Consider the following 20,087-nt stretch of genomic DNA (forward strand, 5'->3'; position numbering starts at 1 on the left):
GTGGTGGGCCAACCTGGGAAACGGCGCCGGGCCCCGCGTGGGTGTGGTGAGCTGCTGCGCGACCAGATCCTGGACGCCACAACAGAATTGCTGCTCAAAACCGGCCACGCCAAGGACGTGTCGATCCGGTCGGTGGCCCAGCGGGTCGGCGTCACGCCGCCGTCGATCTATCTGCACTTCGCCGACAAGGATGCGCTCCTCGACGCGGTGTGCTCGCGGTACTTCGAGAAGCTCGACGAGCAGATGCAGCGCGTAGCCGCCGATCACACGTCCACGATCGAGGTGTTGCGCGCCCAGGGGCATGCCTATGTGGACTTCGCCAGGCGTACCCCCGAGTTGTACCGGTTGGCGACGATGGGTGAGGGCAGGCCCGGAAGCGACGTCGACGCCACCCTCAACAGTTCGGCGTTCCAGCACATGCGCGGGGCCGTGCAGGCGCTGATCGAGGAGGGCGTGTACCCGGCCGGGGACGCCACCACCATGGCGCTGGAACTGTGGACCGCCGCCCACGGAGTGGCTGCCATCCTGATCTCGAAACCGTATCTTCCGTGGGGGGACGTCGAAGAGTTCACCGACCGGGTGCTGCGGGCGGTGTGCACCGGTCAGATCGTCTCGGGAATCATCGGCACCGATATCGGGCCGGTGGAGATGATCGCCCGACTGAAGGGATTCGCAGTGGAGGAGAAGAACCGTGACTGACCGAACTGTCGATAATCCGTTCTTCGCCCGCGTGTGGAAGACGTTGTCGAACTCGGAACCACCCGCGCTGCGCCGCTTGCGCGGCGAGAACCTCGCCGGGCTCAGCGGACGGGTGCTCGAGATCGGGGCGGGCACCGGCACCAACTTCGCGTTCTACCCGTCGACGGTGACCCAGGTGGTCGCCATCGAGCCCGAGCGTCACCTTGCCGAGGTGGCCCGCGACGCGGCGGCGGTGGCCCCGGTTCCGGTGACCGTCACCAGCGACACTGCCGAGACGTTTCGCAGTGCCGAGCCTTTCGACGCGGTGGTCTGCTCGTTGGTGCTGTGTTCCATCGAAGAGCCCGATGGTGTTCTGCGCCAGCTGATTACACTGCTGCGACCCGGCGGGGAGTTGCGCTACCTCGAGCATGTCGCCGGTACGGGCTGGCGGGCCCGCATGCAGCGCGTGGCCGACGCCACCGTGTGGCCGCGGTTGTTCGGCAACTGCCATACCCATCGGAACACGGAGCAGACGATCGCCGACAGCGGTTTCCGGGTCGCCGAGACCCGTCGTGAGCTGGCGATGCCCGCCTGGGTGCCGTTGCCCGTCACCGAGTTCGCGATCGGGCGCGCGGTCCGGCCGGCCTAACCGAGTAGTGCGGGCAATCGCTGCAGCAGGTTCGGCAGAGCCGTGGTCGCGTTTTCGCGCAGGGAGACCGTCGCGCTGTCGGACAACGGTGTGCGTTCCGGATTGACTTCGATCACGGCGATGCCCGCCGCCAGGGCCGCCTCGGGCAGGCCCGCGGCGGGGTAGACGATGGAACTGGTGCCGACGACGATGACCAGATCGGCGCTGCTGACCGCCTGCACCGACCGCTGCCAGGCGTCGTCGGGCAGGGGTTCGCCGAACCAGACCACGCTGGGTCTGATCAGGCCGCCGCACGGGCACACCGGCGGTTCGATCGTCTCGACCGGTTCGGGCATGTCGGGAAGATTGCCCTCGAACCGCGAACCGCAAGCATCGCAACGGAATTCGAACAAACTCCCGTGCAGGTGATAGACGTTGGAGCTGCCGGCGCGCTCGTGCAGATTGTCCACATTCTGTGTGATGACGTGCACGTCGGCGTGGTCCTGCCAGGCGGCCACGGCGCGGTGGCCGTCATTGGGCTCCACGTGCGCCATCATGTAATGCCGCCACAGATACCAGGCCCAGACTTTTTCGGGGTGCCGCTGCCAGCCGTCCAGACTGGAGATCTCATACGGGTCGACCTTGGCCCACAGACCCGTCTCGACGTCGCGGAACGTGGGTACACCGCTCTCCGCCGAGATACCGGCGCCGGACAGGACAGTCACTTGCACGTCACCAACGTAGTCGGTTTGGGTGATACTGGGCACGTGGCCGAGTTGGGGGATTGGGTGCTGGTCGATCCGAGCGCGGAAAAGCCGTTGTTCGATCAACTCAGGATCCAGATCATCGATGGCATCCGGCAGGGCCGCCTGTCGCCGGGGACCCGCCTCCCCACCGTGCGCGACCTGGCCGGGCGGGTCGGTCTGGCGGTCAACACCGTGGCCAGGGCGTATCGCGAGCTGGAGTCGGCGGGGGTGCTGGAGACGCGGGGACGGTACGGCACGTTCGTGGCGCGGGCTGACCCGGCTGATGCCGCGATGGCGGCGGCCGCGCACTCGTTCGCCGAGGCGGCCCGCGCGTTGGGCATCGGTAAGACCGATGCGTTGCGCTATCTGGACGACGTGTTCGACTGAGTTGCGCTCAGCCCGGCCGGCTGCCGTGCCAGCGCAGCACATCCAGCGCAACGGCCACCGGGACGCTGCGCTCGGCAAGTGGGCGGGGCAGCAGCTCGTCGGCGCGGGCCAACCGGCGCAGCAGCGTGTTGCGGTGTAGGTACAGCCGGGCGGCGGCACGTGACGCGTTGCACTGCTCGTCGACGAATATCCTTACTGTTTCTCGCAATTCGGGGTCGGCGCCCTCCAAATCGCCCAGGTTGTGGCTGACGAACTCCGCTGCGCGATCGGGGTCGGCGGTGATCAGCGCGACCAGCTCGACATCGGTGAATCGGGCGATCTGCTGGCGGGAGTGCAGTCGAGCCATCATCTGCTGCGTGGTGATGGCGTCGAAATGACTGCGCCGGAAGCCATCCAGGCCGTCGCCGGCCGGTCCGATCGCGATGCGCACGCCGCGGTAGGGCTCGGTGGACCGCGCGAGGACGTCGAGGTCGTGAGTACCCCCGGCGGCCCACACCCAGCGCGTGGCGCTGCTCGCCAGCACGCTCAGCGGTCGCGGATCGGCGCAGGCCCGGCCGAACGCCTGGGCGGCGCGGTCCAGCCCGGACAGATCACCGTCGGGGTCCTCGCTCCAGATCACCGCGGCGGTGTGGGTTCCCGTCAGCGCGTAGCCCAGCCGCGCCTCCGCACGTTGCCGGGGGATCGGGGCGCCGTCGAGCAACAGTGCGACGGTCTCGCGTCGCTCGGCGTTCGTGCCGCGGGTCAGCTCGTCACGTTCCAGGTCGATCTGCGCGGCGATCCCGGCCAAGGTGGCGTCGACGAAGGCGCTGACCGACCGCGAGCACACGTCGAGCAACTCGTGCAGTTCGGTGGGATCGGAACTCAGTTCGAAGGCGATCTCCAGCAACCGGCGCCACGCCACGCCTTCGCCGACTCTGTATGCGTCGAGAGCGAAGGCGTCGATGCCGCGGCGCACCAGCTCGCGGGCGATGATCAGTGGCTCCGGCCCGGTGTTCGGCGGTACCGGAGCCCCGGGGTCGCGGACGTTGGCCGTGCCCCAGAAGAACAGGTTGGCCCGGTTGCTGCGACTGACCGCGGCCGCGAGTTCGGGGTCGGCGGCGATGGCCGGGTTCGCGGCCAGCACGGCGGCGTCCAGCTCGTCGAGCCATTCCGCACGGGCGTTGACCACAATCTGCGCGCACTGGCGGATCAGTTCTCTCACCCGTGGTGACGGGGGTGTCCAGGCCATGCGTCCACCGTAGAGCGGTGGTGCATAGTGCACCAGAAGTCGGCGAATGTGGTGGTTTTTGACCTTGGCGCCCGCTGAGGGTGGGCGCGACCATCGTTTCATGACTGATACCGAACATCTCGACGTACTGATCGTCGGGGCCGGCATCTCCGGCATCGGCGCCGCCTACTACCTGCAACGCGAACACCCCGGCCGCAGCTACGCGATCCTGGAGGCTCGCGGTGCCACCGGCGGCACGTGGGATCTGTTCCGGTATCCGGGAATTCGCTCGGACTCCGACCTGCACACCTTCGGCTACGCGTTCAAGCCGTGGCGGGACGAGCACGCGATCGCCACCGCCGACAAGATCCTGGCGTACCTGCGTGAGACGGTCGCCGAGAACGGTATCGACAGCCACATCCGCTTTCACCACAAGGTGCTCGGTGCGGCGTGGGATTCGGCCGCGGGTTGCTGGACCGTGGACATCGAGCGGGCTGACACCGGAGCGCTGATCCAACTCTCGGCGAACTGGCTGTTCTGCGGCGGTGGGTACTACCGCTACGACCAGGGCTACACGCCGCACTTCGACGGTGCCGACCGGTTCACCGGCCGCATCGTGCATCCCCAGCACTGGCCCGAGGACCTCGACTACACCGGCAAGAAGGTGGTGGTGATCGGTAGCGGCGCCACCGCCGTCACGCTGGTCCCGGCGATGGCAAGAACCGCTGCCCACGTCACCATGCTGCAGCGCTCACCGACATACGTGATGTCGGTTCCGGGCAAGGACGCCTTCGCCAACACCGCCAAACGGATTCTCGGCGACGAGCGTGGCTACGCACTGACCCGGCGCAAGAACATCCTCAAGCAGCGCGGCGTCTACACGTTCTGCCAGAAGTACCCGAAGGCCGCCCGCGCGGTGATCCGTTGGTTCAACGCGCGCCAGTTGCCTGCCGGATATCCGGTCGACGAGCACTTCAGCCCGCGCTACAACCCGTGGGACCAGCGGTTGTGCGCGGTGCCCGACGGCGATCTGTTCGACGTGCTCGGCGACGGCAGCGCCTCGGTGGTCACCGACCGGATCTCGACGTTCACCGAGAACGGCATCCTGCTGGAGTCCGGCCGGCAGTTGGATGCCGACATCATCGTCACCGCAACGGGATTGAACGTCCAGCTGTTCGGCGGGATGACACTGACGGTCGACGGTGCGGCGGTGGACTTGCCGTCGACGGTGGCCTACAAGGGGATGATGCTGTCCGGGGTGCCCAACTTCGTCTTCGCCTTCGGTTACACCAACTCGTCATGGACGCTCAAGGTCGGGTTGCTGTGTGAGCATTTCTGCCGACTGCTCAGCCACATGGACGCCCACGGCCATGACGCCGTGCGGCCGATCGCCGAACCCGGCATGCACACGCGTCCGCTGTTGGACTTCGCGGCCGGCTATGTCCAGCGGGCAGTGGCCGACATCCCCCGCCAGGGCGTCGACGGGCCGTGGGTGATGTCGATGAACTACACCTACGACGCGGCGATGCTTCGTGACGGCCCCGTCGTCGACCCGAACCTGAAGTTCTCCCAGACTGCCGCCGAACCCGCCGCGCTGACCGGCTGACCCGGGGGTTCAGCCGAACTCGAGGAGCCCGACCAACGGGCGTACCGAGTTGAAGATCGGCAGGTGCTGTACCCGCAGCAGGGCGTTGAACACCATGCCGCGGCCCGGCGGCATCGGCAGATCCCGCACCGTGCGCACCCCGGGGACAGTGTTCACCAGATCGGCCAACTGCGCGGGAGTCAACGTGAACGGCATCGGCGGTACCCGATAGCGCGTCGAGGTCGGCATCCCCTTGCGGGTCAGGAACGCGAACACCGATGGCGGCAGATCGAACATCATCTGCCCGCCCGGGAAGCGTTGCGCGCAGGCGCGGATGATCGACATGGACTCCTCGGGCTGCAAATACATCAGGAGCCCCTCGGCGGTGATGAACACACCCTCCTCGGTGTCGACCTGATCCATCCAGCTGAAGTCCAGCGCGGACTGGGCGCACTGTGTGACCCGCTCCGGCTTGGGTAGCAGCTTGTTGCGAATGTCGATCATCGGTTTCAGATCGACGGAAAGCCAACGGAACTCATGGCCGAGGCCGGCCGCGTCGAGCCGGTAGAAGCTGGTCTGCAACCCTTCGGCCAATGCCACCACGGTGGCCCGCGGATGATCGCGCAGATAGTTGCCGGTCATCCGGTCGAACACCAAGGCCCGCAACGCCATGTCCTGGCGTCGGGTGTAGCCGAACTTGCCGAAATCGAAATCGATCGAGTCGACCAGTTGCACCGCCACCGGATCGTCGATCAAGCCGTCGGGCCGCCGCGCTTCATGCGCACGCACCTGCAAGGTCATCAGCGCGGTTTCGGAAACGCCGGTGAGTTCGACCTTGGCCCGGGAGTTGGTGGTCACCCGGTCGAATGTACCGAAATCAGCGCAGCACCTTCTCCAGCGTGCGCAGGTTCCTGGTGGTCGTCGAGGACTTGTAGCGCTTCTTTCCCATGGTCTTGCTGAGGGCGCTGTCCAGCGTCGCACCCCGGGGGACCTGCCAGTAGAGCACGCCGTCACCACGCCGGACCTTCTCCCCGGTGCCCGGGGGCAGGGCGGCGAGTTCGTCGAGCAGATCGGTGTCGCTGACGAACGTGACGTAGGAGTGGTGGCCGTCGACCTCACGCTCGAACGGGTAGGCCGCCGAGATCTGCCGCAATGTTGCGAGGTCGTATACGAGTACCCAGGCTTCGTAACCGAAGGCATCCCGCAATGCGCGTTCGGCGGTGGTGCGTACCTTTGCGGCCTGGGAATTGCTGTCCAGCAACACGTTTCCACTTGCCAGGATGGTGCGCACCTCGCTGAACCCGGCCCCCTCCAGCGCTTTGGCCACCTCGGCCATCTTGAGGTTGATGCCACCGACGTTGACACCCCGCAGGAACGCGGCATAGCGGGTCATGGCTGCAGCCTAATCGCCCTGCCGCGGTTGCCCCGGGGCCACAACGAGGGGGCCGAGGCGGTGTCGAGGGTGTTGCCGTCAATCACACTCATCGGATCGTCGGTAAAGACGTACGCTCGACTCATGGGGCGTCAGGTTTTCGACGACAAGCTGTTGGCCTTGATCGGCGGCAATTCCTTGGGAGTGCTGGCGACGATCAAACAGGACGGTCGTCCACAGCTGTCGAATGTCTCGTACTACTTCGACCCCCGCGCGCAGCAGATCCAGGTGTCGATCACCGAACCGCGGGCCAAGACCCGCAACCTGCGGCGCGATCCGCGCGCGTCCATCCACGTCAGCTCCGACGACGGCTGGTCCTACGCGGTGGCCGAGGGCGACGCGATCCTCACCCCGCCCGCCGCAGCGCCCGACGACGACACGGTCGAGGGGCTTATCGCCTTGTACCGCAACATCGCCGGTGAACATCCGGACTGGGACGATTACCGCCGCGTTATGGTCGACGACCGCCGGGTGCTGCTGACACTGCCCATCACACACGTTTATGGGATGCCGCCGGGCCGTCGATAGCGTTACGCTGCGCCTATGGCTGACGACAAACCGGAAGACGACAACAAGCGCAAGTTCCGGGAGGCGCTGGAGCGGAAGAAGTCGCAGTCGTCGGGCGGCGCTGCACACAAGGACGGCGGTCGTTCTCAGCCGCGGGCCCACGGTCCGGTGGAGAACCGGCGCGAATTCCGCCGCAAGAGCGGGTAACCACGCACGCGAGGGTGCACACAGATCGCGAAATACCGCAGAATCACGATCTGTGTGCACCCTCGGCGCGTTATTTGTCGGCGAGTGCGCGGGCGGCCACGAGCGCCACCAGCATCACCGCCACGCAGTACACACCCTGATCCTTCAGGCCCCACGCCACCGAGGTCAGCGTCGCCGCACCGGCCACACACAGCAGCAGGCCCACGGCGGCGCTGCGAACTCCGGTACTGCTCACCACGCCGCCGTCCCACCGGGGCAGCGGGTTGTTCTCCAAGGGGCGCAGGGCGACGAAGGCGAGCGCGACCAGGCCGGCCATCAGCGCCAGTTGCACTATCGACAGGGCCACGAAGCCAGGGGCGGACGGGTCGTAACGGTCCAGGCCGAGGTAGTCGAACACCAGGTGCACGCCCAGCAGCAGCGGCATGTGCCACAGGTACAGCGTCATCGCCCCGGAGTTGCCGATCGCGGTCAGCCACCACACCCGTGGCCGCTGTGCCCACCGGTTGATCGCCGGCGCCGCGGCAATTGCGAACGCGCACATCATGATTGCGTGGCCGGCCAGCAGCAATGACGGCGGCGTCATGTTCTTCAGCTGCTGGGTCTCGATGCCCACCAGGCTCAGCTCGTAGGGCCCGAAGTACAGCAGCGCCAGGTTCACCCCGAGCATGCCGACCCCGATCTTGAGCGCGGCCCCGCTGGACAGCAGGTTGCGCCGGTAGGCCACCCCGAACATGCCGGGGATCAACCACACCACGGTGTTGAGATAGCCCAGCGAGGCGTAGCCGTCGAGATTGATCCGGACCGCGTCGATGGCCGCGATGAACGCATAGGTGCTGATGATCGCCCCGGCTAACTGGGCCGTGGTCGTAATGCGCGCCAGCAGCGGCACGGCGGCCAGCACCAGCACGTAAGCGCCGAGGAACCACAGCAACTGGATCGAGATGCCGGCGACCGGCTCGTAGACGTGCTCGGGCAGCACGAACCGCAACACCGCGAGGGCGGCGGTCCAGAACGCCAGGTAGTAGAACACCGGGCGGTACAGCCGGGTGCACCGTTTCAGCAGCCAGCCACCCCAGGAAGAGCCCGGTCGCCACGACTGCACCGAGGCGGCCACCCCGGCGAAGAAGAACAGCGGCATGATCTGGAAGATCCACGTCAGCGCCTGAAACACGGTGGACGCGGTGAGCAGGTTGCTCCAGATGAACACGTCATCGCGGATGGTGCTGGTGGCCATGATGGTGTGCCCGAACACCACACCGACGAGCGAGACGATGCGGATGACGTCGATGGCCCGGTCCCGGTCCGGCGGAGTCTGGGCCTCGACCTCGGCGGGGGACGGGAACAGCCCGGCTTTTGCGGGGGCTGGGTCAGCGGCAATGGTCATGACGGCAACGCTATGGCCTTGCAGCTGCGTAGTCCCTAGGTAGAAATACCGGACTTGTCGCGGGACTCCCGGATCAGGATGGCGACCAGACAGATCGCGGCCAGCCCGGCAACACCGATCGCGAAGGCGACGCCGGCGGTGCGTAGACCCAGAGCTTGTGCGGCCAGGCCTTCGCCGATCACCGGCAGCGAGATCGCCACATAGGCGACGACGAAGTAGGTAGAGCTGACCTCGGCGCGACGCTCGGCCGGGGCGAGTTCGGCCACCGCGGCCAGGCCCCGACTGAAGCTCATGCCCTGGCCGATACCGGACACCACGGCCGCCGCGAGAAGCCCGACGAGCGAGGAAAAGAACAGTGCCGCAGTCAGAATCGCCATACCTGCGATCAGCAGCGCGCACCCGACGGCCACCGCGCGACCGGTGTCCATCCGGTTCGCGAACACCTGGGTGACCGCCGAGGCGGCAAAGATCGAACAGGCGATCGCGCCCGCCACGGCGTGGTTGTCGATCCCGATCACCGTGGCCAGAAACGACGGAGCCACCGCGGTGTACATCCCCGTCACGGCGAATCCGGCGAAGGCTGCCAGCGCCGCGATGACGAACACCGTCCGGACCTCCGCGGGCACGGACAGGCGCTGCAGCCCGATCCGGCCGGTGCGCGCCGAGGTCTCCGGGACGACGAACACCGCCACCGCAGCCACGAGCGCCAGGCCGATGTGGATCAGGAAGGGCAGTTGCAGCGGGTGCGGTGCGTATTGGACCAGCAGGCCGGCCAGCAGCGGGCCGGCGCCCAGCCCACCGATGTTGGCGACGGTGGCCACCGCCGCGGCCCGGCTCTTCCACGCCGGCGGGGCGGCCTCGATGACAGCTGCGGTGGCGGTGCCGGTGAACACACCCGCCGACAGGCCGGAGAGCACCCGTCCGATCAGCAGCACCGGCACCGAGTCGGCGAACAGGAACACCACCGCGCTGGCCAAAGCAAACCCGATGCCCGCCAGCAGCACCGGGCGTCGGCCGACCACATCGGACCACCGGCCGAAGACCAGGAGCGCGAAGAGCACGCCGCCGGCATACGTCGCGTAGATGATGGTGGTGGTCAGGACCGCGAAATGCATCTCTTGGCCGTAGAGCGCATACATCGGGGTCGGCAGGGTGGTGCCGACCATGATGGCCGCGAACGCGTAGGCAAGGAGGGGGAAGGCGAAACGCCCCCGGGACTTGGGCATGTGCCATTGAAACGTGCCGGGGGCGCCGGAGCTTCCCCGAATGCGACGCTATGGCTGCCGGGATTGCTCCCGAACAGCCACAGCGTCGCATTCGAGACCGATTAGTGGGCGACGGCCTTCTCGGCGCCCACACCCGTCAGCGAGCGCACCTCCATCTCGGCATTGAGCTCGGGGTCCCCGGTGTCGGGTGAGGTGAGCGTGCCGATGATGCCGAGGACGAACGCCAGCGGGATGGACACGATGCCGGGGTTGGCCAGCGGGAAGAAATCGAAGTCCGCGCCGGGGATCATCGCGGTCTTGCTGCCCGACACCGCGGGGGAGAACACGATCAGCACGATGGTCGAGATCAGGCCGCCGTACATGCTCCACAACGCGCCGCGGGTGTTGAACCGCTTCCAGTACAGCGAGTAGACGATCGTCGGCAGGTTGGCCGCCGCGGCCACTGCGAACGCCAGCGCCACCAGGAACGCCACGTTCTGACCGTTGGCGAGGATGCCCAGGCCGATCGCGAACACGCCCAGCACCACCGCGGTGATGCGGGATACTTTCACCTGCTCGGCCTCAGATACCTTGTGGGACTTCAGAACCGAGGCGTAGATGTCGTGGGCGAAGGAGGCCGAGGCCGTGATGGTCAGACCGGCCACCACCGCGAGGATCGTCGCGAACGCCACCGCCGAGATGACCCCGAGCAGGATGACGCCGCCGAGCTCGAAGGCCAGCAACGGGGCCGCGGAGTTGACCCCACCGGCCGCGCCGAGGATGCGGTCCGGGCCGACGAGGGCGGCCGCACCATAACCCAGCACCAAGGTGAACAGGTAGAACGCACCGATCAGCGCGATCGCCCAAACCACCGACCGCCGAGCCTCTTTCGCCGTCGGCACGGTGTAGAACCGCATCAACACATGCGGCAGGCCCGCGGTGCCCAGCACCAACGCCAGCGCCAGCGAGATGAAGTTGATCTGTGAGGTGAACGAGCCGCCGTATTGCGCACCGGGGGCCAGGACGTCCCGCTCGGCGACACCCTTGGTGGTGGCACCGGAGATCGCCGACTGCGCCGAGCCAAGGATCTCGGAAAAGTTCAGCCCGAACTTGCTCAGCACCATCACCGTCATCAGCGCAGCACCGGCGATCAGCAGTACCGCCTTGATGATCTGCACCCAGGTGGTGCCTTTCATCCCGCCGACCAGGACGTAGACGATCATCAGGATGCCGACGACGGCGATCACGATCGACTGCCCGGTCCGGCTGTTGACGTCGAGCAGCAGCGCGACCAGGCCACCCGCGCCGGCCATCTGGGCCAGCAGGTAGAACAACGACACCGTCAGGGTCGAGATGGCCGCGGCCAGCCGGACCGGACGCTGCTTGAGCCGGAAGCTCAGCACGTCGGCCATGGTGAATTTGCCGGTGTTGCGCAGCAATTCGGCCACCAGCAGCAGGGCCACCAGCCAGGCCACCAGGAACCCGATCGAGTAGAGGAAGCCGTCGTAGCCATAGACGGCGATGGCCCCGGCGATGCCGAGGAAGCTGGCCGCCGACAGGTAGTCACCGGCGATGGCGATGCCGTTCTGCGGGCCGGAGAAACCGCGGCCCCCGGTGAAGAATTCGTCGGCGGTGGCGTTGCGCTTGCTGGCCTTGATCACCACGACCATGGTGACCACGACGAACAGGCTGAAGATGCCGATGTTGGCGACGGGGTTGCCGACGGTCTCGGCCGCGAGAATCGTGGTGGTCATCGGGTGCCTTCCAGTTCTTCGCGGATGGCCGTCGCCCGCGGGTCGAGCTCGCGGTTGGCGAAGCGTACGTACAGACCGGTGATGAGGAACGTGGTCAGGAACTGGCCCAGCCCGATCAGCAGGCCGACGTTGATGTTGCCGAACACCTCGATGGCCATGAAGTCGTGGGCGAACGCGCCCAGCGCCACGTACAGCCCGTACCAGAGCAGGAAAAACGCCGTCATGGGGAAGACGAAGCGGCGCAGTCGGTTACGCAGTTCCTGGAATTCAGGACTGGCCTGCGTGGCGAGGAATTGCTCGCCGGTCGGGGCAACCCTCTCGGGAAGGTCGATTTCGGGCACCGGTACTCCTGACAGTCGGCTGTGAGGGAACTGGGCACCGAACCTAATTGAGAGGTGGGTCACAGGGCGCGGGTATCGGCCGTCGATACGCCGAATTCGGGCGTGGTTGCGCCGAACGGTCGGTCGTCGGGGCTGAGCGGCAGGCGGCTCAGCCGGTGGGGAGGCGCTCGATACCCAGACCGAGCCGCTCGGGCACGTGCATGCGCGCGAAGATCTGCGCGACGCCGGGGGTGGGTCGGGTGACCAGGCTGACCCCGACCATGGTGAGAACAGCGATCGGCACGCTGACCGCGGCGGGATAGTCGACCATCACCGCGGGCCAGCCGCCGAGAAGGGCGTCGTCCACGCCACCGGTGATCGCCACGAGGACCGCCCCGCCGCATACCGACCCGCCGACCACGAGACCGCATGCCGCGCCCACCGCGGTCAGGCCGCGCCACCAGATGCCGAGCACCAGTAGCGGGCACAATGTGGACGCCGCGACGGCGAAGGCCAGACCGACGCTTCGGGACAGCTCCAGCCCGGACACCATCAGTGACAACGGGATCGGGATCAGTCCGCCGACCACCGCCGCCACCCGGAAGTCGCGCACCCGGCCGCGCAGCACGTCGGTGGCCAAGGCGCCGGCGATGCTGACCAGCAGCCCGGACGACGTGGCCAGAAATGCCGCGATGGCGCCGGCGGCCACGAGGGCGCCCAGCAGTTGTCCGCCGACCCCGCCGACGGCTGCCCCCGGCGCCAAAAGCACTGCGGCGTCGGCGGTTCCGGTGATCAACAGCTGGGGAACGTACAGCCGCGAGAACACCCCGAGCAGGACCGGGAAGAGGTAGAACACCGACAGCAACGCCACCACCGCCAGGGCCGTGCGGCGCGCGGCCTGCCCGTCGGGGTTCGTGTAGAAGCGGACCAGCACATGAGGCAGACCGAGGGTGCCCAGGAATGTCGCCACGATGATCGACAACACCTGATAGAGCGGATGTCCGCCGCCCAGGCCGCCACCGGAGGCGATCCACTCACTGCCGGTGCCCGGGGTGCCGGCCACGACGGGCGTTGCGGCACCGGCGGCCAAGGTCAGCGCGGTACCCGCGCCGAGGGTGTGCTGCCCCGGCGCGGTGATCGTGGCGGAGTCGACGTGGCGGCCGTCCAGATCGCCGGTCACGGTGATTCCGGCCGGTTCGATGACCTGCACGACGACGTCGGTCTCGATCTGGACGGTGGTCTGATGTTGCACGGTCGGCGGCAGTGGGCCGCCCAATTCGCCGCGGTCACCGACGAACAATCCCAGCAGCGCCAACGCGGGGATGGCGACTGCAGTGAGCTTGAGCCAGTACTGGAACGCCTGCACGAACGTGATCGACCGCATGCCGCCCGCCACCACATTCATGATCACGATGGCCCCCACCGACAGGGGGCCGATCCAGACCGGAACGCCCAGAAGCGTTTTCAGGGCCAACCCGGCGCCCTGATACTGCGGCGCCAGGTAGAACAGGCAGATCATCACCACCACAAGCATGGCGACCTTGCGCAATCCGACCGAGCCCAACCGGAATTCGGCGAAGTCCGGCACGGTGTAGGCCCCCGACCGGCGCAGTGGCGCTGCCACGAACAACAGCAGGCCCAGATATCCCGCGGTGAAACCGACCGGGTACCACAGCGCGTCGGCGCCATATTTGGCGATCAGCCCGGCCACCCCGAGAAACGAAGCCGCCGAGAGATATTCACCGGAAATCGCGGCGGCGTTCCACTGCGGTCCGATGCTGCGGGAGGCGACCAGGAAGTCCGACGTGGTGCGCGACAGGCGGACGCCGTACATACCGATCACGATGGTGGCGACCGCGGCGAACAGGAGTGCGGCGGCGGTCAACGGGGCGCCGGTCATGGTTCGCTGTCGACCACCCGGACGAAATCCCGTTCGCCCTGCTCGGCCAGCCGGACATACATCCGTCCCACGCCGTACAACAGCGGGTAGAGCAGTCCGGCCAGGATCAGCCAGTTGAGCCGGATCCCGAACACGCTGAGCGCGGCCAGATCCGGCACCAGGGCGTTGACGAGTACGAGTGTCACGACGATCGTCACCACCACCGCGGTGAGCCGCAGCGCGAGTCCCAGCTGGGTGCGCACCAGCCCGCGAACCAGGGCGTCGCCCACCTGGGTCTGCTCGGCGACTTCGACGCGGGTGCGCACCATGCGGGCGCCGCGGCGGTGGGCGAGGACCACGCGCTCGCGCGCGGGCCGCCCAGAGGATCCGGCGGCGGGCCGGGGGCGCTCACTCATCGGTGCCCGCCGGTTTCAGTGAGCGCATCGGGTCACGGACCAGCCGGTCGCGCAGTTCGCGTGCCTGTCGGCGGCTCACCGGTAACTCGACCGCGGGTGAGGACCCGTTGGCGCGCAACCGCACCAGTACGGCGCCGTCGGCGCTTCGCAGACCGGTCACTTGCCGCAAAGACACCAGATATGAGCGGTGGATGCGCTGGAAGCCATGATCGCGCCATCGGGTTTCCAAGGTGCTCAACGGTATTCGAACCAGATGCGCACCAGTGGCCGAGTGCAGCCGGGCGTAGTCGCCTTCGGCCTCGACCCAGCCGATGCTGTCGCGGGGCACCAGATGGGTGATGCCGCCCAGCTCGGCGGGGATGACGTTCCAGTCCTGATCGTCGTGCGCCGCAGCCCCACCGCCGTGGGCGGTTGCGGTGCCGGCGGCCACGCGTCGCACCGCCTCGTCGAGCCGGTTCTGCCGGATCGGCTTGAGCAGGTAGTCGACGGCACCGACGTCGAAGGCGGCCACCGCTTTGTCCTCGTGGGCGGTCACGAACACCACGGCCGGGCGGTGCGCGTAATTGGCCAGCACCCCGGCCAATTCGATGCCCGACAGGCCGGGCATGTTGATGTCGAGGAACACCGCGTCGATGGCGTGCTGATTGAGTTCACGCAGCGCCGAGGTGGCGTCGGATGCGGTGTACACGTCGGCGACGTCGGGGTGTCGGCCCAACAGGTAGGCGAGCTCGTCGAGGGCGGGAGCCTCGTCGTCGACGGCCAGGACGGTCAGTTTCGCGCTCGTCATGTGAGTGCACCTCCGCTGGCTCGTATCCCCGAGCGGAACTTCGGCACACGCATCACCACTTTGGTGCCGGCACCGACCGCTGTCTCGACCACCAGACCGTAGTCGTTGCCGAAAGCCGCGCGCAGCCGATGATCCACATTCGTCAGCCCGACGTGCGCGGATTCGTCGGTGCGATCGGCCAGTGCATCGCCGGGGCCGGCACGGAGCGCGTCGGGATCCATGCCGACGCCGTCGTCCTCCACGGTGATCACGCATTCGGTGCCCGCGTCGCGCGCGATGATCTCCACCGATCCGCCGCCCTGTCCGGCCAGCCCGTGCCGCACGGCATTTTCGACCAGGGGCTGCAGCGCCAGGAACGGCACCACGACGTTGAGTACCTCGGGCGCCACCCGCAGCCGCACCAGCAGATTGGCGCCGAATCGGGCGCGTTCCAAGGTCAGGTATCGGTCGATGTTGCGCAGCTCGTCGGCCAGCGTGGTGTATTGGCCTGCGGCGCGGAACGAATAGCGGGTGAAGTCGGCGAATTCCAGGATCAGCTCACGGGCCCGATCGGGGTCGGTGCGGACGAACGACGCGATCGTGTTGAGCGCGTTGTAGATGAAGTGCGGGCTGATCTGGGCCCGCAACGCCAGCACCTCGGCCCGGTCCAGGCGGGCGCGGGATGCGTCGAGTTCGGCCAACTCGATCTGGCTGGCGGCGTACCGGGCCACCTCGCCGACCGCACCGAGCATGCCGGGGCCTGGACTGGCCGGTGCCAGCACGACGAGGGCGCCGAGCACCTCGCCGCCCTCGGTGAGCAGCGGCTGGGCCACCACCGCGGTCGATCGCATCGTGCGCAGCACCCGACGTCCGGCGTTGATGGATTCGCGAGCGGTGTCGGCACAGACCTCGACGATGTCGGGATGCCAGATCGCCTCATCGGCGTGATCGCGGGCCAGCAGGGCCGCATCGTCGTCGAACAGAGCCAATCCCGCCGTGCCGGTGAGCTCACGCAGGTACGGCGCCGCGGTGGTGGCGGATTCGGTGTCCAGGCCTTGCCGTAACGCGCGGGCGGCCTGCGCGGCGGTGTGTAAGGCCGCGTGTACTGCGCGCTCGGTGGGGGTGGCGACGACCCTGCGGGTGCGCACCACGACGACGGCGGCGACGGCCGCCAGGATCAGCGCCAGGGCCAGCGCGAGTGCAACTTCGCCGGACATCGTGCGGCCAACCTTAAACCGGCGACTGGCCGCCGCGCGGTGCCGCTACTGAACCGGGCAGGCGTACTTTCGGGCCACGTCGTACACGCGCTGCTCCGAACCGGGGCCGAACACGCCCTGGGCGGCCAGTTCCAATCCGATGTATCCCGGGATGCCCCCGACGCACGCCTGATGCGCGACCCGCCACGCGGTGTCGGGGTTCAAGTGGAAGCCGTTGCGGTCCAGGCCCTGCATGTAGTTGTCGAACTCCGGCGTGCCCTGGTCGGGGATCGCGTTGGCTGTCGCGGCCAAGGCAATAGCGGTAACCACCGCGGCAAAAAGCGGTACAACGACGCGTCTCATGTCCATCTCCTATGGGCACACCACCGGTTATCGCGAGTACTTTCCCACACTGGACCGACACCGGCGTCAAAAACGTGGCTGGTCCTAGACTGACGACGTGGGAAAACTGCAGCTAGTCCAAGATCCGGAGGCCGACGCCCTGCTGGAGGCCAACCCGTTCGCGCTGTTGGTGGGGATGTTGTTGGATCAGCAGATCCCGATGGAGACGGCGTTCGCCGGCCCCAAGAAGATCGCCGACCGCCTCGGTGCCGTCGACGCCCGCGAGATCGCCGACTACCACCCGGACGAGTTCATCGCCCTGGTGTCCCAAACCCCGGCGATACACCGGTTTCCGGGATCGATGGGCAAGCGCGTGCAGGAGTTGGCGCGTGCGATCGTCGACGAGTACGACGGTGACGTGACGGCTTTGTGGACCGGTGGCGATCCCGACGGCAAAGAGGTGTTGCGCCGGCTCAAGCGTCTACCCGGGTTCGGTGATCAGAAGGCGCGGATCTTCTTGGCGCTGTTGGGCAAGCAGTACGGCGTGACGCCGGCGGGCTGGCGTGAGGCCGCGGGTGATTACGGCAACGAAGGCAGCTTCATGTCAGTGGCCGATGTGGTCGATCCCGGATCGTTGCAGAAGGTGCGGGCCTACAAGAAGGAAATGAAGGCCGCGGCGAAAATGGCCAAGCAGGCCAAGGCTTAGCCACGTCGAGCGTGCGTTCAGATCGCGTTTCGGCGCGGATTCGCGATCTGAATGCACCGTCGACGACGCGTCAGAACGCCGGCCCGTCGAACCGTTCCCGCGTGGCGATCTCGGCCACGGACTTGCGTGTGAGCTTGGTGAGTTGGCGTACAGGTTTGCCGAGTGGCAGCACTGCGGCGACCGCGTAATCCCCGGGTATGCCGAGCAGGGCCTTCACCTTGGGTTCTTCGGCCACGGCCATGGTGGTGAGCACACCTCCGTAACCTTCGTTGCGCGCGGCCAGCAGGATGTTCCACACGAACGGATACACCGAAGCCCCGGAGACGACGCCGATCCGGTCGAGATCCTGGTCGAACGCCGCGACGACCCCCAAGTCGACGCACACCACCAGGACCACCGCGGCGTCGACGAGGTGGGTGGCTCGCGGAACCTTCACCGCGGCGACGTCGGCATCCGATACCCGCATGGGATGCACCGGGTTCCACGGGCTTTCGCCGTTGCGTTGCTGCGCGATGTAGCGACGCGATCCGGTGACGCCGAGATCGGCGAGGGCCTCGCGGGTGGTGCGGTCGCGGATCACCACCACGCGTGAGCCTTGGCGGTTGCCGCCGCTGGGCGCGAAGCGGGCGTTGTCGAGTATTCGTCCCAACACGTCGTCGGGCAGCGGATCGTCGGTGAACTGGCGCGCGGCTCCGGTGGTGCGCATGACGTCGTACAAGTCCATGGCTACATCTATCTCACATATGCGAAAGTGAGGATATGGCGAAGACACATTTGAACTGCCCGTGTGGCGAAGCGATCAGCGGTACCGACGAGGACGACCTTGTCGAGAAGGCCCAGGCGCATCTGGCCCAGCAGCACCCCGGCCGCGAATACGACCGGGAGATGATTCTCTTCATGGCTTACTGAGCCTCCGACTTTCAGCCCCTACACAAAATTCCCGGTCGCCGGCCATGAGGCCAGCGACCGGGAATTTCGTTTCCCCATTCATATGGTGTGGTCAGGGCACCACCGTGGATCCGATGGTGGGCATGAACTGGCACTGCTTCTCGGTCGTGGTGACCTGCCCGAAGATCGTCGACATGATGCTGCCGGAGCCGGTGTCGGCGATGGCGGTCAGCGTGGTCGGGCCTTCGGGGTTGATGTCCGAGCGCGGCTGCAGCGTCACGCTCCCGGACTTGCCGGTGGTGAGGTTCACCCACGTGGCGTTGAGCGGCAGCTTCTGTTCGGCGGCGGGACCCGGGGTGCCGATGGCGGTGAACACGTAGGCGGTCTGCCCGGCCTTCGGCCCCGGCAGCGGAATCGTGGCCGGACCCGCCACTGAGATCGCCGTCGCCAGAACGTTTCCGCCGTCCTTGAGACACCCGTTGCTGATCGACGGGTACATGAAGTCCTGCGTCGTCGGCGCGTCCGGGCCGAAGTTCGGTGCGCCCGCCGGCGCGGCATCCGGTGCGGGCGCGGGCGCAGGCGCCGGGATCGTGACAGCGGCCGGGACTGCCCCCGGGGCCGGCGGTGCCGGAGGAGCCGGGGCCGCTTCAGGAGCGGGGGCCGCTTCCGGCGCGGGAGCCGGTGCCGGGGCAGCTTCCGGGGCAGGCGCGGGCAGCGCCTCGGGGGCCGGCCCGGCCGCATGGACCGGGTCGACGCCCGCAGGCAGGTGCGCGTCGAGACCCGCGCCCGCGGCCGGGATGTGCTCGGGCGCGGCGACGGGTTGGGAGGCGAACTGGTTGACCGCCGTGGCGATGTTGTTGGACGCGGCCGGTTCCGACTTGTTGGCCGCGAACGCCTGAGCGGCAGCCATCAACAGCTGAGCCGCACCGGCGGGGTCGGCCGCAGCCTGTTGGATGATCGGGCTCAACTCCGATACCGCCGACAATCCGGGTGCCTGTTGCGCGTCGATCGGCAGCGGTGCCGGATCGGCGTTGGCTACGGCAGTGCTGAACAGCAACAGGGTGGTGGACCCGATTGCCGCGGCGGTGCCGAACAACGTTTTCAGTGACATACGCGATGACATGGCTTTCCCATCGTTTCGGGCGGTCAGACCAGTTCGGTGGATCAGGGCAGGCCGGCGGTCAGCAGCGGAGCCAACGCTGCGACACCCGGCGCGGTCGCCGGGGCAGCAGCCGCAGGCGCTGCGACTGCCGGAGCCGCCGCAACGGCCGGGGCACCGGCAGGCAAGGCCGTCTGGGCCGCGACCGGAACCAGCGACGCGAGGTCACCCGGGATGTTCACCGACTGGGGCAGCGGCAGCGGCATGCCGGGAACCTGCGGGATCTTCACCTCGGCCGAAGGCACCAACGAAGCCAGGCCGTTGGCCGGAGCCGTCGTGGCGGCCGGGGCGGCAGCCGGAACGGCCGGGGCCGAGGGCAGGCCCGGTACCAGAGACCCCAGGGGTGCGTTGGCCGAAGCTGCGGTGGGCGCCGTGGCCGCGGTCTGCGGCAGCGTCACCGACGCGGTGGCCATCGGGGCCGGTGCCGGGGCGGGGGCAGGTGTGCCCGACAGCGCCGAGCCGACATCCTGCAGCAGCTGCGGCGCGGCGGCCGGCACGCCGGCGAGTTGGTTGACGATCGGCAGGCCCGGTGCGGGCGCCGGGGCCGGGGCCACCGGATCGGCGTTCGCTGTTGCGCTGAGCGCCAACGCGACCGGGACTGCGCCGGCGGCCGCGATCACGCTGGTGGAAACTGTTTTCCAGGTGAAGATCATGGTTCTCCCAATCGGTTGCTTGCACGTCTGAGCCCGAAACTA

24 protein-coding genes are annotated in these 20,087 nt (G+C 67.7%); 8 read left to right on the forward strand and 16 right to left on the reverse strand.

Translation table 11 applies throughout. The features are described from left to right. On the forward strand, positions 1 to 699 hold the full coding sequence (locus A5733_RS22150; RefSeq protein WP_067770196.1) for a TetR/AcrR family transcriptional regulator: 699 nt from the start codon (positions 1 to 3) through the stop codon (positions 697 to 699). Next, positions 692 to 1,327: a bifunctional 2-polyprenyl-6-hydroxyphenol methylase/3-demethylubiquinol 3-O-methyltransferase UbiG gene (locus tag A5733_RS22155; RefSeq protein WP_076241682.1), complete on the forward strand. Its 636-nt coding sequence runs from the start codon at positions 692 to 694 to the stop codon at positions 1,325 to 1,327. Before A5733_RS22150 ends, A5733_RS22155 begins: the two co-directional genes overlap by 8 nt. Here the strand turns inward: A5733_RS22155 and A5733_RS22160 are convergent. Further along, entirely contained in the window at positions 1,324 to 2,037 is a 714-nt protein-coding gene (locus tag A5733_RS22160; protein ID WP_067770313.1) for an NAD-dependent deacylase, read from the reverse strand. The two genes, A5733_RS22155 and A5733_RS22160, sit on opposite strands and share 4 nt — an antisense overlap. 36 nt (positions 2,038 to 2,073) lie before the next feature. Here A5733_RS22160 and A5733_RS22165 point away from each other — a divergent pair, with 36 nt between their 5' ends. Beyond that, positions 2,074 to 2,439, forward strand: a complete 366-nt coding sequence (locus A5733_RS22165; protein WP_076241683.1) for a GntR family transcriptional regulator — start codon at positions 2,074 to 2,076, stop codon at positions 2,437 to 2,439. Between the two features lie 7 nt (positions 2,440 to 2,446). On the opposite strand, the gene A5733_RS22170 is transcribed toward A5733_RS22165, so the two are convergent. Beyond that, a complete protein-coding gene (locus A5733_RS22170; RefSeq protein ID WP_076241722.1) occupies positions 2,447 to 3,667 on the reverse strand; it encodes a CdaR family transcriptional regulator in 1,221 nt (406 codons plus the stop codon). A 100-nt stretch (positions 3,668 to 3,767) separates the two neighbouring features. Between A5733_RS22170 and A5733_RS22175 the strand changes: the two genes are divergently transcribed. Then, positions 3,768 to 5,252: an NAD(P)/FAD-dependent oxidoreductase gene (locus A5733_RS22175; RefSeq protein ID WP_076241684.1), complete on the forward strand. Its 1,485-nt coding sequence runs from the start codon at positions 3,768 to 3,770 to the stop codon at positions 5,250 to 5,252. 9 nt (positions 5,253 to 5,261) lie between these two features. On the opposite strand, the gene A5733_RS22180 is transcribed toward A5733_RS22175, so the two are convergent. Together A5733_RS22180 and A5733_RS22185 are read right to left on the reverse strand one after the other, a co-directional pair. Next, the gene (locus A5733_RS22180) at positions 5,262 to 6,032 is read right to left on the reverse strand and encodes a class I SAM-dependent methyltransferase (RefSeq protein WP_076241723.1); all 771 of its coding nucleotides are present in this window, start codon (positions 6,030 to 6,032) and stop codon (positions 5,262 to 5,264) included. Positions 6,033 to 6,108: 76 nt separating this feature from the next. Next, positions 6,109 to 6,624 (reverse strand): DUF1697 domain-containing protein, encoded by a 516-nt coding sequence (locus A5733_RS22185; RefSeq protein WP_076241685.1) that lies wholly within the window; start codon positions 6,622 to 6,624, stop codon positions 6,109 to 6,111. Positions 6,625 to 6,747: 123 nt separating this feature from the next. Here A5733_RS22185 and A5733_RS22190 point away from each other — a divergent pair, with 123 nt between their 5' ends. Together A5733_RS22190 and A5733_RS27275 are read left to right on the forward strand one after the other, a co-directional pair. After that, the gene (locus A5733_RS22190; RefSeq protein WP_076241686.1) at positions 6,748 to 7,191 is read left to right on the forward strand and encodes a PPOX class F420-dependent oxidoreductase; all 444 of its coding nucleotides are present in this window, start codon (positions 6,748 to 6,750) and stop codon (positions 7,189 to 7,191) included. A 15-nt stretch (positions 7,192 to 7,206) separates the two neighbouring features. Continuing rightward, complete coding sequence (locus tag A5733_RS27275) at positions 7,207 to 7,377, forward strand: DUF5302 domain-containing protein (RefSeq protein WP_139335135.1); 171 nt, start codon at positions 7,207 to 7,209, stop codon at positions 7,375 to 7,377. Between the two features lie 70 nt (positions 7,378 to 7,447). Here the strand turns inward: A5733_RS27275 and A5733_RS22195 are convergent, their stop codons facing one another. The 9 genes from A5733_RS22195 to A5733_RS22235 all read right to left on the reverse strand — a co-directional run bounded on the left by A5733_RS22195 (position 7,448) and on the right by A5733_RS22235 (position 16,666). Then, on the reverse strand, positions 7,448 to 8,761 hold the full coding sequence (locus A5733_RS22195; RefSeq protein ID WP_076241687.1) for an acyltransferase: 1,314 nt from the start codon (positions 8,759 to 8,761) through the stop codon (positions 7,448 to 7,450). A 35-nt stretch (positions 8,762 to 8,796) separates the two neighbouring features. Continuing rightward, positions 8,797 to 9,987: an MFS transporter gene (locus A5733_RS22200; RefSeq protein ID WP_076241688.1), complete on the reverse strand. Its 1,191-nt coding sequence runs from the start codon at positions 9,985 to 9,987 to the stop codon at positions 8,797 to 8,799. Positions 9,988 to 10,088: 101 nt separating this feature from the next. After that, positions 10,089 to 11,720 carry a cation acetate symporter gene (locus A5733_RS22205; RefSeq protein WP_076241689.1) on the reverse strand — a complete coding sequence of 544 codons (1,632 nt, stop codon included), beginning with the start codon at positions 11,718 to 11,720 and terminating at the stop codon, positions 10,089 to 10,091. Continuing rightward, positions 11,717 to 12,061, reverse strand: coding sequence for a DUF485 domain-containing protein (locus A5733_RS22210; RefSeq protein ID WP_076241690.1), 345 nt, complete (start codon positions 12,059 to 12,061; stop codon positions 11,717 to 11,719). The genes A5733_RS22205 and A5733_RS22210 overlap by 4 nt, the downstream gene beginning before the upstream one ends. 148 nt (positions 12,062 to 12,209) lie before the next feature. Beyond that, positions 12,210 to 13,940, reverse strand: a complete 1,731-nt coding sequence (locus tag A5733_RS22215) for a cation acetate symporter (protein ID WP_076241691.1) — start codon at positions 13,938 to 13,940, stop codon at positions 12,210 to 12,212. After that, positions 13,937 to 14,248 (reverse strand): hypothetical protein, encoded by a 312-nt coding sequence (locus A5733_RS22220; protein WP_142254162.1) that lies wholly within the window; start codon positions 14,246 to 14,248, stop codon positions 13,937 to 13,939. Before A5733_RS22220 ends, A5733_RS22215 begins: the two co-directional genes overlap by 4 nt. Before the next feature lie 79 nt (positions 14,249 to 14,327). Further along, positions 14,328 to 15,122: a LytTR family DNA-binding domain-containing protein gene (locus tag A5733_RS22225; RefSeq protein WP_067770221.1), complete on the reverse strand. Its 795-nt coding sequence runs from the start codon at positions 15,120 to 15,122 to the stop codon at positions 14,328 to 14,330. Further along, complete coding sequence (locus A5733_RS22230) at positions 15,119 to 16,318, reverse strand: sensor histidine kinase (protein ID WP_076241693.1); 1,200 nt, start codon at positions 16,316 to 16,318, stop codon at positions 15,119 to 15,121. The genes A5733_RS22225 and A5733_RS22230 overlap by 4 nt, the downstream gene beginning before the upstream one ends. A 45-nt stretch (positions 16,319 to 16,363) precedes the next feature. Continuing rightward, complete coding sequence (locus tag A5733_RS22235) at positions 16,364 to 16,666, reverse strand: DUF732 domain-containing protein (RefSeq protein WP_076241694.1); 303 nt, start codon at positions 16,664 to 16,666, stop codon at positions 16,364 to 16,366. Positions 16,667 to 16,757: 91 nt separating this feature from the next. Here A5733_RS22235 and A5733_RS22240 point away from each other — a divergent pair, with 91 nt between their 5' ends. Next, positions 16,758 to 17,345, forward strand: coding sequence for an HhH-GPD-type base excision DNA repair protein (locus A5733_RS22240; RefSeq protein WP_067770227.1), 588 nt, complete (start codon positions 16,758 to 16,760; stop codon positions 17,343 to 17,345). A gap of 70 nt (positions 17,346 to 17,415) precedes the next feature. Here the strand turns inward: A5733_RS22240 and A5733_RS22245 are convergent, their stop codons facing one another. Further along, on the reverse strand, positions 17,416 to 18,069 hold the full coding sequence (locus tag A5733_RS22245) for a nitroreductase family protein (RefSeq protein ID WP_076241695.1): 654 nt from the start codon (positions 18,067 to 18,069) through the stop codon (positions 17,416 to 17,418). A 35-nt stretch (positions 18,070 to 18,104) separates the two neighbouring features. Between A5733_RS22245 and A5733_RS22250 the strand changes: the two genes are divergently transcribed. Further along, positions 18,105 to 18,254 carry a DUF1059 domain-containing protein gene (locus tag A5733_RS22250; protein WP_003882209.1) on the forward strand — a complete coding sequence of 50 codons (150 nt, stop codon included), beginning with the start codon at positions 18,105 to 18,107 and terminating at the stop codon, positions 18,252 to 18,254. A gap of 91 nt (positions 18,255 to 18,345) precedes the next feature. Here the strand turns inward: A5733_RS22250 and A5733_RS22255 are convergent, their stop codons facing one another. Together A5733_RS22255 and A5733_RS22260 are read right to left on the reverse strand one after the other, a co-directional pair. Next, entirely contained in the window at positions 18,346 to 19,344 is a 999-nt protein-coding gene (locus tag A5733_RS22255) for a hypothetical protein (RefSeq protein ID WP_076241696.1), read from the reverse strand. Positions 19,345 to 19,397: 53 nt separating this feature from the next. Then, entirely contained in the window at positions 19,398 to 20,045 is a 648-nt protein-coding gene (locus A5733_RS22260) for a hypothetical protein (RefSeq protein ID WP_076241697.1), read from the reverse strand. Between the last annotated feature and the right edge of the window lie 42 nt (positions 20,046 to 20,087).

The organism is Mycobacterium sp. NS-7484 (genome assembly GCF_001953975.1).
Taxonomy (GTDB): Bacteria; Actinomycetota; Actinomycetes; order Mycobacteriales; family Mycobacteriaceae; genus Mycobacterium.